Source organism: Rodentibacter pneumotropicus DSM 21403 (assembly GCF_000379905.1).
GTDB lineage: Bacteria > Pseudomonadota > Gammaproteobacteria > Enterobacterales > Pasteurellaceae > Rodentibacter > Rodentibacter pneumotropicus.
This window is the reverse complement of the sequence record NZ_KB904060.1, coordinates 86,775-101,174: the sequence shown is the minus strand read 5'-3', so window position 1 is coordinate 101,174 and position 14,400 is coordinate 86,775. Positions and strand designations below refer to the sequence as shown.

Sequence of the window (14,400 nt, the reverse complement as noted above, 5' to 3'; positions counted from 1 at the left end):
TTTATAAGGCCCTAATTTAGGTGAATCGGTGTGTTGACGTTGATAGTTGGGAATCTCAATCATATTGAGATATTTTTTGACGGTACGACGGCTGAGTCGAAGTTTTTCAGCGATTTTACGCTGAGAAAGCCCCTCTTTATGATAAAGGCGACGTATTTTTAAGATGGTTTCCATGCAAAGCATACCAGGTTATTCCCTGTTTAAATAACAAGGAGTTTATCAAAAGATGCAGTGGATCACTTTTCGATGATCTTACTGCATCAGCCTGGCGCATTTTTGCATGATCATTAACAATTTATAAAAAATAGCGTGCCCAAATTACCCCTTTTCGTGCCCAAAAATAGGCTTATCGTGCCCAATTTTAGGGCTTTCGTGCCCAGTCAAAAAATAACCATTTTTCACCCGTGCCCAATTTGTGCCCAGCCGTGCCCAGTGCATTGGGCGCGCAAATCGCATTTAAGTTATTGATTTTAAAGGTGCGTGCCCAAATGCCCAGCGTGCCCACTATTTTTCTGTTATCTATACACTTTTTTATTTTTTAAGTGGTGGAAAGTCTTAGGTTGATCCATAGGTGAAATCTTATAAAAACGAAGAAAAGGAATTACACGCATAGGAGCGGATAGAAACGTATAAGACCGCATAAGAACGCATTAATAGGTAAAAACTGTTTACTTAAAAAAAATAAAGTCCTATAATCCGCCTCAATCGTGGCGCAACCACTGACCTTAGGGTTATGTATAATCTACCTAATAAGTCACGTTGCGCCCTTGTTTTATCCGCCCTTTATCCGCCTTTTGTTATCCATACTTCACAAGCAGAGAGAAAATCAATGTTTAATGAATTAAAAACAGCTCAAGCTGCCGCATATCTGTTACATAAAGCTGGTGGTACAATGAAACATTTAAAATTGATGAAATTGCTTTACCTAGCGGATCGTTTGAGCTGGCAAGAGTACGATCAATCAATAACAGGGGATGAATATTATTCTTTACCGTATGGGCCTGTACTATCTAAAACTCTTGATTTAATACAAGGAAATGTATTTAGCGCAATGCCTACACCGTGGGAAGAATGGATCAGCGATAAAGAAAATCATCAAGTCAGCCTAGCGAAAGAAATAGATTTTGATGATGAATATTATCTTGATAATTTGTCTTTAGCGAATCTTGAAATATTAGATAAAACCTTTGAACAATACGGGCATTTAGAAACATTTGATCTTGTAAAACTGACACACGATTCAAGACATATTCCAGAGTGGGAAAACCCTACCGGCGGAGTGAGGGCAAAGCCAATCAAAATAGAAACACTTTTACACTATTTAGGGCGCACCAATGAGCAAATCAAGACAATTATTGACGATATGAAGGAGCAAGCCCATATAGATCGAGTGTTTAAAGGGCTAGGCAATGATTAATCGAAAGGTTACTATTTTATTACCGACATTCATCCGCGAGAGTGACGAATTAAAGCACTTATTTTTTGTACTAACAGAGCCGTGCATAGACTATGAAACGAATCAAGAACAAATGCTTTTGCTAGTGAATTGCAGTTCTGTTGAAGGTGCGCGCCGTATAGATCCTACGGTTATTTTAGAGGCTGGCGATCACCCTTTTATTAGACACCAAAGCTATATTAATTACAGTGAAGCTCGAATAGAAAACCTTGAGTATTTAGAGAACGGTATAAAACAAGGAAGATTTATCAAAAAAGAAATCGCAGATGACGGGCTTTATTTTCGAATTTTAAAGGGTCTAATGCAGACAAAAAGAATAGAACGGCGTTACATTCGCTTTATTAAATCTGCGATTGCTCAAAATGCTTGTTTAGATGTAACGAAATAATACTACCTATGACTACAGTTCAAATACAAAGCTCAGTGTATTACATTGAGCTTTTTTATTGGAATTTTTTGAGCAGTACGCGCGCGTGCGCGAGAACCAAGCCGATTTTTACTTGGGGAGGGGCGAGTAAAAAGTTCAGGGAAAAGTCTTAAATACCGCCCCTGGAACTTCGTTTTATCGCTATTACAGTTTTTATAGCCCTTTTTTATGGACTCCAAGAATTTACACTCAAGGGAAATTTAACGCCCTCAAATTTGAGGAGACATGAACCTAATTAAATAACCAACATCCACCAACGGCGGCTTAATCTCAATTTGAGGATAAACAACGAAACCAAAAATGGATCGGTTAAAGGTAAGCGAAGTTTTGCGGCTAAATTGGGGTGATCGCCATTGGCTGACCCCCTCTCTTCACGATCCTAATAATTGTTCAAAGAATAGTCATTTTGATAGATGACTTTTGGATTTAGTTATACATTTAGTTATACGAAATCAATATTTTCTAGTTGAGTATTAATTAAATCAATTGGTTATATTGTAAATTCAAGTCCGGTAGGGGGACCAAACGGACTTTTCTCTTCTTATTTCTTCTTACGTTTTCATAAACTAAACCCTTATAAATACTAGCCTTAACGTCATTTTACTTTATTTCTTCATACGTTTTCTTACGAGTTTATACGTTTACAGCAAGGAATTTTAAGGGTACGTTTTAGAACCATCAAATTTGTGTACCCTTAAAATGTTCAAGATTTAATCAGTACAAGACTTGGAAAGCTCTTATTTCCAAAGCTAGGCAATATGCCCATATCAACTATCACACCTAATTTAGTCATTAAGGCATTAGTCCCACTCAAGGAGCGTGGCATAAATGACACTCTTCAATGGGTGATTCGTTTATTGAATGAGATTCTAAATTTTGCTACTTTGCTTTACTGTATAAACACACATTGAAATGAATAAAAGCGTATGAGAAAATAGGATTCAATAAAAACTAACAAGCCGAATAGGTGCGACTAGGCAGGGCGTAATTAACCATGCTGAAAGAGTGAAACCCTATTTTCATTTTGTCGCACTTCCTTTCACAAATAGGGCTGCGTATAGGGGCGTTTTATGATTGATATTCAAGGCGAATTACTACGTATAAGACAGCAGAGAGAGCAAGAATATATTTCAGTTGTTGAATTATTAGATTTTCTAAAAAAGTATAGTCCAAATTCATCATATATTGAAATTGCGACCTATCTGTTAATTAAACTAACCCCAAATGATATAAGAAAGACAGATGATGAAATATGGGGAAATGAAGAATTTGAATACTGGATAGATCAGCACGGGATTGCCGTTTTTGATGTACCATCAAAAATTGATGAAAAGGTAAAAAATTTATACCCTAATTTATTTTTTGAAGCGTTGGAAACAGTGAGAGATTTTTCAGATGTTCCGCCATATTTATTTGATGATGAATTAAATGTAGCTAGTGCATACCTAAAAGAAGAACAGCTAAAGGTTTATATTAAACGAGAGAGAATAGAAAGCCTTTTAAATATTAAAACTATTGATTCAAAAAAGAGCAGAGCCTTAGAAGATAATTTGATGCAGAAACAGATTCAATCTGTACCGGTGGCACTAACGAAAGCGGAAGAATTTATAAAAAATATAGATATAGATAAATCTCCTACTGGAACTGCTGAAAGGCTAATTTATCAAGAAAAACTAACCGAAAAAGATAGCATTATAGAAGAGCTACAAGCCAAAATCACTGAGCTTGAAAATCAGTTACAGGCGCAACAAAGCGAGGTTGATTCTAAAGAAGTTTTGCCGGTGGAGAGTAAATTGCAGAGAATCAGCCGTCCCCAAAGAGATATTTTCACTTTGCTTACTGTGAATAACTATCCGACTTGCCAAAGTAGGAATGATTTATTTAGTCGAATCAATGCTGATTTACAGGCAAAAGGTATTACAACAAAAGATATTCAATATTCAACACTGGATAATCTGATTGATGAAGATATACGGCTAGGTATGCCCAAAAAATCCCCCTTTCCACCTAAACAAAAATAATCTTTTCAAATAAGCCCCTGATTGTTTTCAATTAAGGGGCTTTTTCTTTTCAATTAAGCCTTATTTGAAAACGAGTTTTTAATTTAAAAATCAACTAGATGAAATAATTTTAGTGTTTCAACAAAATAGATAGCGTTCAAAAAAAATTTAACCACAGGAGAACGCAAAAATGAAAACATTAAACAAGGACCAATCTATCACCCCTTCAACAAAACAGCTTTTAGATCTTGAAGATGTGAGAGTTATTACTGGCTTTCTGCCACCACCATTTACAAGCACGTTAGAGATGGCATTTTTCCATAGCCGAAAAAGTGCGGTCGTTCCACCCGTTGGCGATTATCCGACATTCAAGCCTATATCAACTGATAATGCGGAACAATGGAAACCATTAATACCACCAGTACTTATGAACAGCAGATATTTATTTTGCAGTGTTTATGCAGCCGACCGCATAACACCCACGAATACTATAGCAAGAGAGGAGGGAGTATTTAGAACGGATTTAATGACTGATGAGGTGCGAGAGATGGGTCAGAAATTAATGCAGCAATATGACTCACTGGCAGAAATTAAGGCTATTAGCCAGTAGTTCTAAGCCGAATGAGTAAGAAGATGAGACGCGATTTACGAGGGAAAAAGTAAATAAATAGTCGCTACGAAAACGCAGAATTGATATTTAATTGATACCGAAACCAACGTGTTTTTACGAAAGATCCACCATAAAGAGCAACTTTTGTTAAGCCTAAAGAGAAATCACAATGAAAGGATAAATTAAAATGAAATGCGTCATTGCCAGACACAATGATTTATTTTAGCGGAAAGAAAGCGAAGCAATTCAAAGCGGCATACATCACCCAGTTTACACGACTAAAGCCAAACTCTCACACGACCAACACTAAATGAATGAGGCAATTAAATTTCACTTTGAAAGCATCGGCAAGCAAGACGACCGCATTTACAGCCGAGAAAATAACCTTATCTATGTGGAGGTATTGCGCTATTAATGGTTGCTTTTGCCTTTGGGTATTACCTCATCAAATAGGGACGTAAATGAAAGAAGAAATCATCCAATTTTTAATATTTATCAGCCTTCTGATTATAGTTTCCAGTCTTGTCGGATAAACAAAACGCCTAGGACAAAGCCGATGGCGTGGTTTACTTAACTAAAAAAGAGATTCGATATGAAAAATTTTCAAATTTATTCTAGTATAAATGAATGTTTTAACCATTCAAAACTTTTACAAAGTGCGGTCAATTTTGGCATCATTTCTACTCAGTCGCAAAAAATGACCGCCGAGCCTGAGAACTCGAAGAATAAAACATTAGCGAATACTAGCACGCCACTTAAGAACCGTGCCTTTTTTGTTCGTAGCACACACACACTCCTCAAGAAATTTGGATTTTGTTTTCAATCAGAAAATCTGTATTTTCCTCAATGGTAGAGCGTAATAGGCAACCCCTAGTGGTTGGTTGTTTTCCAGTAAAGGCAGTTTCTCACCCTGTTAGGTTCTACCGTCAGATCGTGAGAAGTCTAGCGGTAGTCCTTGAAAGTTTTTTACTGGAGCTTACGCAAATGTATCAATTCATTTTTGCGGCTATACGTCGCACCGACTTAACCAATCATATCCAAAAAATCCGCATTAATGCCGACAGCGAGTTACAAGCCCGTGCTGTTTTAGCGCAAGAGTTCGTTTTAATCCTTGCCGGCAAAATCAACCTTAAAAATGACCGCACTTTAGCGGAATACTTCTCCATTGTTTTAATTTCAACACAGGGAAGGGGAGCCAATGCTTAAATACAATGCAATCCAATGTACACTCTTTGAAAAAGTCGATAGAGACGATACCTCCAAAGAAAGCTTAGAAACTATCCGTAATGAAAGCGAAAATCTTTGCGAATCAATTGAATATGGTTTATTTGCCATAGGGAAGATGATGGAAGATTTGGGCAATTTAACCGATGAGAGAAAACAGAATTTCAGCCATAACGCCTTAGATAATGCCACGGTAAGACAATTAGGTGGATTGATCTGCGCCAATGCTTACCTTCTCAATGTGTTACGGGATAGCGCAGGTAATGCCGAATTTCACTTAAGCAACATGAAAGGAGGGAAATAATGAAACCCACTAACCCAATGAAACAGCTTGAGCAATGGAACGCGAACCATCGGCAAGACAAAATCAATCGTTTTGTTAGTGAAATGAATCAGACCGACAGCCGACGCAGTTTTACGTCCATTCAAAAAACGTAACAGGAAACACAAGAAACGACAAAGGGGAAACAATGGCTAAACTAAAATTGCAACAACAAAATTCCATCGGAGAAAGTCTTGTAGTGATTTGGTCTTTTTTATCCATCAACGAAAAATATTTTTTCTGTGTGTAGAAAAAATTAAAAAAACTTAGATACACTAGATAAAGAGAAAATGTTAATATATCAATCACTTAATAAGAACACTGTGTCTAAAAATACCCTTTTTATGTCTAATTTGGAGGGATAAAAAATCAGGTTTTGTGTCTAATCAAAAAAGCGAGGGAATATTTAACGTCCTCAAATTTGAGGAGATTTATCCATGGTCATTATGGCCACAGCTGAATTATTCGTATAATGCGAATTATTGGGGCATTATTGAGTTTTGTTAAGAAAGGATGATGGACATAAACCATAAAAACAGCCGAACACCATGCGCCCTAAACCCCGTGGAACGCCCGCCCCGCCTAGGAGTACCTTTTTTCATTTGCCGAAAACTATTACGCAATCTTTTCGACATGCTTCAACATCCACCAACGGTGAAAGTTTGGAAAAAATTGAGCGTTAAGAATGTTCTCTTAACGGTGGGACTTAACCTCAATTTGAAGATAAACAACCAATCCCAAAATGGATTGGTTAGAGGTGAATGCAATTTTGCGCCCACCTAGATTTAACTGAAAGAGTAAATCGAGTTAAAAAATTTACTGATTCATACATTTAATCAAACCAACAGATAAAGGACAATTATTTGTTGATAGGGACAATCTTTATTTATTCGCACTCTATAAACAGTAAAAAAATCTTTTGGGGCTTATTTTTATCATAGTATTCAATAAAATACTGTGAGTCATTATTTCAAATACCTCCTTTATCCTCTACAAATCCTCATTGAAACCAAGTAGAATGTAACGATTTTTTTATTTTGGGAGTTTCTATGGTAGCGGAAGGTGCGAGTGATTTAATTCGAGTTGTGGCATTACTAGGTGCGGCGGTTATTGCTGTGCCGCTATTTAAACGTATTGGATTAGGTTCTGTGCTTGGTTATTTAGCGGCAGGATTGGCTATTGGACCTTATGGTTTACATTTGATAGCAGATCCCCATGCCATCATTCACCTCGCAGAGTTTGGGGTAGTGATGTTCTTGTTTGTGATTGGGCTTGAAATGAAACCTTCCCATTTGTGGAGCTTACGTCGCCAGATTTTTGGGCTTGGCAGTATGCAGGTGATTATCTCCGCTATTTTAATGACGATTGTGGGGACTCAATTTGGCGTATCTTGGGAAGTTGCCTTTGTTTCTTCCGCCGGTTTCGTATTGACTTCTACTGCGATTGTGATGCAAGTATTAGGCGAACGCAAGGAACTTTCCACAAAGCGCGGTCAAAAAATCGTCTCAATTTTACTTTTTGAAGATTTATTAATCGTACCGTTGCTTGCCGTTGTTACCTTTCTTTCTCCTTTTGAAAAAACAGAAGCCTCCATGCCTTGGTGGCAATCAGCGGGCATTGCGATGCTTGCCTTAGCCGCATTAGTGTTTATTGGTCGTTTCATTTTAAATCCGGTTTTCCGTATTTTAGCGAATGCTAAGGCTCGTGAAGTAATGACGGCGGCTGCACTTTTTGTGGTGTTAGGTGCGGCATTGTTAATGGAAGAAGCGGGATTATCTATGGCGATGGGGGCTTTTGTCGCCGGTGTAATGCTATCTGAATCCGCATTCCGCCATCAATTGGAAGCAGATATTGAGCCTTTCCGTGGCTTATTGCTGGGGCTGTTTTTCCTTGGGGTTGGAATGGCATTAGATTTAAAAGTGGTGGCGGAAAATTGGCAATTAATCCTTTTAGGTGTGATTGTATTAATGCTCACCAAAGGAATCTGTATTTATCTTGTGGCACGTATGGCGAAAAGCACCCATAAAACAGCATTAGAACGAGCACTTTTAATGGCGCAAGGGGGAGAGTTTGCTTTTGTTCTTTTTGCCGCAGCGCTATCAAAAGGTGTGATTGATGAAACCGTGAATGCCAATATGACGGCAATCGTTGTGCTTTCTATGGTGATGACACCGATTATTCTTGTGCTTTATGAAAAATACGGTGCGAAAGAAATTGCAGAAGAAATTCAACCGGATGAAATTGACGAACAGCATCCAATCCTCATTATCGGTATGGGACGTTTTGGACAAATAGTGAATGATTTGCTCCGTTTGAGCGGGTATGCCACAACGATAGTGGATCTCAATCCAAATATGATAAAAGGTTTCAATGAATATGGTATTAAATCTTATTTTGGTGATGCTTCACGTCGTGAATTTTTAATTGCGGCAGGATTGGAACAGGCTGAAATGCTAGTGGTCGCCATTGACAACAAAGAGCAGGCATCTGCCATCGTGCATTTTGCCCGTGAAGTGAATCCGAATATTAAAATTATTGCCCGTTCTTATGACCGTTTCCACACATTTGATTTATATAATTCCGGTGCGAATGAAGTCGTTCGTGAAACCTTCGATTCCGCAGTGCGTACCGGTCGATTAGCATTAGAACGTCTAGGAATGGAACCTGAGGTTGCAAAAGAAATTGCAGAGTATTATTTCCATGGCGATCGCCATGAAGTGAGATTAATGTCTCAGGTTTATGAGCCAAAATCGGAATTTTTTAAAAGCCCGGTACTACAAGATATTGCTCGAGAATGCGACCAAAAAATGGCTACAGATATTCAAGAAATCTTGCTAAGAGCGAAAGAAAAAGAACAAGAAGAAAGCTAAAAAATTTGACAAAAACGACCGCACTTTTAAACATTAAAGTGCGGTCGTTTCTTTTTATTTTTTGCATTATATAACAGATCTGATTTGAGACTCATTTGTAGGGACACTCTGCGTGTGTCCCAAATTTCGTGAAATCCCTGTTTTGTGCATTTGTTATATCACACCGGTTTTTACTATACGCTCAATTTTGCCTTTAATTCTTGCAATGCACATGCACGGTGAGAGATTTTTTTCTTTTCTGTTGTTTCCAGTTCTGCAAAGGTGCAACCCTGTTCAGGGCTGAAGAATAAGCTGTCATAACCAAACCCATTTTCCCCTTTTTCCTCAAAACCAATTACGCCGTGACATTCCCCTTCTGCAATGACAGGGGAAGGATCAGTGGGGTGTTGTAATAACACTATGCAGCTTACAAATTTTGCGTGGCGTTTTTCCTTTGGTACATCGGTGAGTTCTGCCAATAATTTTTGACGATTTTTCGCATCATCGCCTTCTTCGCCGGCATAACGGGCGGAATACAAACCTGGTGCACCCTTGAGGGCATTGACGACTAAACCTGAATCGTCCGCAATCGCGGGTAAACCTGATTTTTCTGCGGCATAACGCGCTTTCAATAAAGCATTTTCTACAAAGGTCAATCCCGTTTCCTCCGGGCTTTCAATGCCTAAATCCGTTTGAGCGATCACCTCGAAGCCGAATGTCGCCAATACATCTGCCATTTCTTTTACTTTGCCTTGGTTGCCTGTGGCAAGTACAATTTTTTGCATTATTATTTATCCTTTTTGTTGAAATTTTGATGATAACCGGACATTAATTCAGCCCAGTTTTGTTCCGTGAATTGAATCTTCATTCTTTTTGTTTCTTTCACAAAAGAGCGGTGCAAACGGGTTAGGTTTTCCGCTTTCCAAAAATTCCCTGATTTTTCACCGCACTTATCAAAATCAAGCAGCCAACATTTTTGTTTGGCTTCTGTATGTTGAACCAGAATATTGTGGGCATTGAGATCCGTATGGCAAATTTGCAGATCGTGTAACTGACGAATTAACCTGCCGATTTGTTGCCAAGTTTCACCTGCCAGCTTTTGGGTTTGTAAAAGTGCGGTCAAATCCTGTGCATTTTCGATTTTTTCGGTGAGAATATCTGCTTGATAGCAAAAACCGAACTGACCTTTTTTTACGCGTGCGCCAATGGGCTTGGGAACGGGTAAATTTGCCTCATACAGGCGTTTTAATAAAAAAAACTCTGCGAAACTGCGTGTTTTGGCAAGGCTTGAAAAATGATAGCGATCTTTATTGAATTTTCCCCATAAGCCGCCCCGATAATAATGACGAAGTGCACAATTTACGCCAAACCAATCCTGTGTGGCCAAAAAATAAGTGGTTCCTCGACCTTTCGCCGAGCCAAGAATACGGTTTTGTGTTTGCCAAAATTGTGGGGCGAAAAACTGATGTTGTTGTTCAAAAGAGCGGTCAAAATTAAAGATAAAAAATTGGTTATCTTGTTGGAACTCAAGCATTTTAGGTGGATTGAATGATAGAAAATGCCCCCATTCTACTTTAAAATAGCGCTAATTTAAACGAGAAAGGAATGCCTATGTCGCTTTTTACCGAAGCTCCAAGCACGCTTTGTATTCTTCGCCTTTCAGCCGTGGGTGATGTGTGCCATACCCTTGCTGTGGTGCAACATATTCAGGCGTATTATCCACAGACGAAAATCACTTGGATTGTGGGGAAAACAGAAGCTGCATTGTTAGACGGAATACCCAATGCTACGCTCATTCCCTATGATAAGAAAACAGGCTGGAAGGGTATTTTTTCCTTATGGAAACAGCTTAAAAATACCCATTTTGATGCTTTGTTGAATATGCAAACGGCATTTCGATCCTCCATTCTTTCGTTAGGGATTAGGGCAAAATATAAAATCGGTTTTGGTCAAAAACGTTCTCGTGAGGGGCAGTGGTTTTTTGTGAATCGCCGTGTGAACGATCCGGTATCGCCTCATGTATTGGACGGTTTTATGGCATTCGCCGAATATCTTGGTGTGCCGAATGAGAAACCTACTTGGCATTTGCCAATTTCAGAGCAGGATCAGCAGGCTGCTGAACAATTTGTTGATCCTGCTCGTAAAAATTTATTAATTTCTCCTTGTTCCAGTAAAGCTGAAAAAGATTGGTTGGTGGCGCGTTATGCGGAAGTGGCAAATATAGCGAATCAACATAATGTAAATGTAATTTTTTGCAGTTCGCCGGCGAAACGCGAGGTGGAAATGGTGGAGAAAATAACCGCACTTTGTGATTTTAAGCCCACCAATGCGGCAGGAAAAACGAGCTTAAAACAACTTACGGCATTGATTGCTAAAGTGGATCTTGTGCTTTCACCGGATTCCGGTCCTGCCCATATTGCAACAACGCAGGGAACACCGATCATCGGATTGTATGCTTACCATAATCCATTACGTACTGCACCTTATAATAATATAGAAAATGTGGTATCGGTGTATGAAGAAAATGTACAAAAGGAATTTGGCCGACCTTCCTCTGAATTGCCTTGGGCAACTAAATTGAAAGGGAAAAATTTAATGGCGGAAATTCAAGTGAAAGATGTGATTGCACAGATGGAAAAATTGAATTTTTGGTAATAAAAAAGGCGCTCATTTGAACGCCAATATAAATAGTTTTAGAAAGATTATTCCCCTTTTTGTACATTAAATGCTTCTAATGCACGCAGAGAATAGGTATAAGCCGCACCGGCATTGAGTGCGATAGACATTGCTAAGGCTGCGGATACCTCTTCTTCCGTCGCCCCTGCTTTTACCGCTTCTTCCGCATGAACGCTAATGCAACTTTCACAACGGGTGGTAACAGCCACGGCAAGGGCAATTAATTCACGGGTTTTGGCATCAAGTATATTACCTTCAGCCGCAGCCGCGCCTAATGCTTGATAGGCTTGCAACATTTTCGGGTGTTTTTTGCCAAGCTCGCCAAATGATTTTTTGACGTGTGAAGTGTGTTCTTTCCAATCTGTAAACATAATATTTCCTCCTAAAATAGAATGATGTAACGATTAATTTTCGAGATAAATTATAGTATTTTTATACAAGCAGACTTGTCATTTTGTCTCAATTTATATGGTTGGAGTCTCATGATAGGTTATTTAGATAAACTGACCCATTTGGCTCAGGTTAGGGGCGAAATTAATATTCGCTGTGAATTTTAGGGGGGCAACTAGCGCATAATGAACAATCAAATAATACAGGGATATTTTTTACCGCAAAATCGACCGCACTTAGTGGGAAGTTTACCGGAAAATGGGGAAAATACCTTGTTGATGGCATCATTACTTGATTATTTGCATTTAAATTTATGTGACGCCTCAATTCAATTACTCGTACAGTTATTTCTGTAGGAAGCCAAAGATCAAGAGAGTGGAATCAGTAGTAAAAAAACATATTGGCTATCGCATTGGAAGTAGGGTATCAATCTGAGGCACATTTCAGTAAAGCATTTTAAAAATGCTTATCAAATTTCACCAAGTCTTTATCGCAAGGTATAAACTCTGTCAGGTGTAAATTGAAGTTTTTTTACGCTATAATGTTCGGGTTTTGAAGGCAACCTATGTTGCCTTTTGTTTTTAAGGAAATCTTATGTTCGATAAAATTTTTTCATGGTTTGAGAACCGTTTAAATCCTTATCCGGAAAGCAATCCGACCACACCGGAAAAAGGATTATTCCGTTTTATTTGGTCGAGTATTGACGGGATGAAAGGTTGGATTTTCTTGCTGGCGATTTTAACGGTCGGTACCGGTGTGATGGAAGCATTACTGTTCCAATTTATGGGCTTGCTCGTGGATTGGCTTAGCGCTTATACTCCGGCGACCTTGTGGCAAGAAAAAGGGCATTTGCTTATTGGTATGGCAGCGTTGCTTTTGTTAAGTATTGTGTGGTCTTTTATTGGAGTAAATGTTCGTTTACAAACTTTGCAAGGGGTATTCCCGATGCGGTTACGCTGGAATTTCCACCGTTTAATGCTTGGGCAAAGTTTGAGTTTCTACCAAGATGAATTTGCCGGTCGGGTTTCTGCAAAAGTGATGCAAACAGCTCTTGCTGTGCGTGATACGGTGATGACGATTGCTGATATGCTGGTTTATGTGGCGGTGTATTTTATCACCTCAGGTTTGGTATTGGCGGCGCTAGATATTTGGTTTTTATTGCCTTTTGCTATTTGGATTTTCCTCTTTATTATGATTTTGAAATTGCTCATTCCTCGTTTAGCGAAAACGGCGGAGCGTCAGGCGGATGCCCGTTCCCTAATGACGGGGCGTGTAACCGATGCTTATTCTAATATTGCGACGGTAAAATTATTTTCCCACGGTTCCCGCGAAGCTGCATATGCAAAGCGCTCAATGGAAGAATTTATGATAACGGTACATGCGCAAATGCGTCTTGCCAGTTCTCTTGATACCTTAACTTATGCAAGCAATATTTTCTTAACCCTAACCACGGCAATATTGGGTGTCATTTTATGGCAACAGGGGCAAGTGGGCGTAGGGGCAATTGCAACAGCAACTGCAATGGCATTGCGTGTGAACGGATTGTCACGTTGGATTATGTGGGAATCGGCGCGTTTATTTGAGAATATTGGTACGGTAAATGATGGAATGGCGACATTAACGAAACCGCATACGATTGTGGATAAACCGAATTGTCCGCCGTTACAGGTCAAGCAAGGGGAAATTAAATTTAATGATATTACTTTTGCTTATGATCCGACAAAACCTTTATTAAATCATTTTAATCTCACCATTAAACCCGGAGAAAAAGTCGGCTTAATCGGGCGTTCCGGTGCGGGTAAATCGACGATTGTTAATCTCTTACTGCGTTTTTATGAGGCTCAACATGGCTCTATCACCATTGACGGACAAAATGTACTTGATGTTCAACAAGAAAGTTTGCGTAGCCAAATTGGCTTGGTGACACAAGATACTTCGTTACTACACCGTTCTGTACGTGACAATATTATTTATGGTCGCCCGAATGCAACGGATGAGGAAATGAAATGGGCAGCAGAGCGTGCCGAAGCGGCGGATTTTATTCCGTTCTTGACGGATGTACAAGGAAGAAAAGGTTATGATGCGCACGTGGGTGAGCGAGGCGTAAAACTGTCCGGTGGTCAGCGTCAGCGGATTGCCATTGCCCGTGTGATGTTGAAAGATGCGCCGATTTTGTTATTGGATGAAGCAACCAGTGCGTTGGATTCGGAAGTGGAAGTGGCGATTCAAGAAAGCCTTGATAAAATGATGGAAAATAAAACGGTTATTGCCATTGCCCATCGTTTATCCACCATTGCGGCAATGGACCGTTTAATCGTGTTAGATAAAGGTCAAATTGTGGAGCAAGGCACACACAGCGAATTGCTTGAACAAAATGGCTTGTACGCAAAACTTTGGAAGCACCAGAGTGGTGGTTTTTTAAGTAGTCATGAACATTTAGATTAAA

At 39.2% G+C, this 14,400-nt stretch carries 15 protein-coding genes and 2 pseudogenes; 13 read left to right on the top strand and 4 right to left on the bottom strand.

Annotation, left to right across the window (positions count from 1 at the left end; translation table 11 throughout):
- On the bottom strand, positions 1-183 hold a 183-nt coding region (locus A3GE_RS11350; RefSeq protein ID WP_018357220.1), incomplete at its 3' end, for an HTH domain-containing protein.
- Between the two features lie 646 nt (positions 184-829).
- Between A3GE_RS11350 and A3GE_RS0110510 the strand changes: the two genes are divergently transcribed.
- The 9 genes from A3GE_RS0110510 to A3GE_RS0110460 all read left to right on the top strand — a co-directional run bounded on the left by A3GE_RS0110510 (position 830) and on the right by A3GE_RS0110460 (position 8,909).
- Positions 830-1,417: a Panacea domain-containing protein gene (locus A3GE_RS0110510; protein ID WP_018357218.1), complete on the top strand. Its 588-nt coding sequence runs from the start codon at positions 830-832 to the stop codon at positions 1,415-1,417.
- A complete protein-coding gene (locus A3GE_RS0110505) occupies positions 1,410-1,844 on the top strand; it encodes a hypothetical protein (RefSeq protein WP_018357217.1) in 435 nt (144 codons plus the stop codon). Before A3GE_RS0110510 ends, A3GE_RS0110505 begins: the two co-directional genes overlap by 8 nt.
- Positions 1,845-2,596: 752 nt before the next feature.
- A complete protein-coding gene (locus tag A3GE_RS12560; RefSeq protein ID WP_420354251.1) occupies positions 2,597-2,794 on the top strand; it encodes a phage integrase central domain-containing protein in 198 nt (65 codons plus the stop codon).
- Between the two features lie 159 nt (positions 2,795-2,953).
- Positions 2,954-3,904, top strand: a complete 951-nt coding sequence (locus A3GE_RS0110500) for a hypothetical protein (RefSeq protein ID WP_018357216.1) — start codon at positions 2,954-2,956, stop codon at positions 3,902-3,904.
- 169 nt (positions 3,905-4,073) lie between these two features.
- The gene (locus A3GE_RS12400; protein ID WP_018357215.1) at positions 4,074-4,493 is read left to right on the top strand and encodes a hypothetical protein; all 420 of its coding nucleotides are present in this window, start codon (positions 4,074-4,076) and stop codon (positions 4,491-4,493) included.
- Between the two features lie 984 nt (positions 4,494-5,477).
- Positions 5,478-5,699: a host cell division inhibitor Icd-like protein gene (locus A3GE_RS12395; protein ID WP_018357213.1), complete on the top strand. Its 222-nt coding sequence runs from the start codon at positions 5,478-5,480 to the stop codon at positions 5,697-5,699.
- The gene (locus A3GE_RS0110480) at positions 5,692-6,021 is read left to right on the top strand and encodes a hypothetical protein (protein WP_018357212.1); all 330 of its coding nucleotides are present in this window, start codon (positions 5,692-5,694) and stop codon (positions 6,019-6,021) included. The genes A3GE_RS12395 and A3GE_RS0110480 overlap by 8 nt, the downstream gene beginning before the upstream one ends.
- The gene (locus A3GE_RS12450; RefSeq protein WP_018357211.1) at positions 6,021-6,155 is read left to right on the top strand and encodes a hypothetical protein; all 135 of its coding nucleotides are present in this window, start codon (positions 6,021-6,023) and stop codon (positions 6,153-6,155) included. Before A3GE_RS0110480 ends, A3GE_RS12450 begins: the two co-directional genes overlap by 1 nt.
- A 933-nt stretch (positions 6,156-7,088) precedes the next feature.
- A complete protein-coding gene (locus A3GE_RS0110460) occupies positions 7,089-8,909 on the top strand; it encodes a monovalent cation:proton antiporter-2 (CPA2) family protein (protein ID WP_018357208.1) in 1,821 nt (606 codons plus the stop codon).
- 173 nt (positions 8,910-9,082) lie between these two features.
- Here A3GE_RS0110460 and A3GE_RS0110455 read toward each other — a convergent pair whose 3' ends face one another.
- Complete coding sequence (locus A3GE_RS0110455; protein WP_026215479.1) at positions 9,083-9,676, bottom strand: XTP/dITP diphosphatase; 594 nt, start codon at positions 9,674-9,676, stop codon at positions 9,083-9,085.
- Positions 9,676-10,422, bottom strand: coding sequence for a 3-deoxy-D-manno-octulosonic acid kinase (locus A3GE_RS0110450; RefSeq protein WP_018357206.1), 747 nt, complete (start codon positions 10,420-10,422; stop codon positions 9,676-9,678). Before A3GE_RS0110450 ends, A3GE_RS0110455 begins: the two co-directional genes overlap by 1 nt.
- A gap of 77 nt (positions 10,423-10,499) precedes the next feature.
- On the opposite strand from A3GE_RS0110450, the gene A3GE_RS0110445 reads away from it, so the two are divergent.
- A complete protein-coding gene (locus A3GE_RS0110445; protein ID WP_018357205.1) occupies positions 10,500-11,543 on the top strand; it encodes a glycosyltransferase family 9 protein in 1,044 nt (347 codons plus the stop codon).
- Between the two features lie 47 nt (positions 11,544-11,590).
- Here A3GE_RS0110445 and A3GE_RS0110440 read toward each other — a convergent pair whose 3' ends face one another.
- The gene (locus A3GE_RS0110440) at positions 11,591-11,935 is read right to left on the bottom strand and encodes a carboxymuconolactone decarboxylase family protein (RefSeq protein WP_018357204.1); all 345 of its coding nucleotides are present in this window, start codon (positions 11,933-11,935) and stop codon (positions 11,591-11,593) included.
- 114 nt (positions 11,936-12,049) lie between these two features.
- On the opposite strand from A3GE_RS0110440, the pseudogene A3GE_RS12390 reads away from it, so the two are divergent.
- The 3 genes and pseudogenes from A3GE_RS12390 to A3GE_RS0110430 form a co-directional block, all read left to right on the top strand.
- A pseudogene (locus tag A3GE_RS12390) lies at positions 12,050-12,307 on the top strand (cupin domain-containing protein); the annotation flags it as partial.
- A 38-nt stretch (positions 12,308-12,345) separates the two neighbouring features.
- A pseudogene (locus tag A3GE_RS12385) lies at positions 12,346-12,457 on the top strand (helix-turn-helix domain-containing protein); the annotation flags it as partial.
- 91 nt (positions 12,458-12,548) lie between these two features.
- Positions 12,549-14,399, top strand: a complete 1,851-nt coding sequence (locus A3GE_RS0110430; protein ID WP_018357202.1) for an ABC transporter ATP-binding protein — start codon at positions 12,549-12,551, stop codon at positions 14,397-14,399.
- Position 14,400 lies beyond the last annotated feature (1 nt).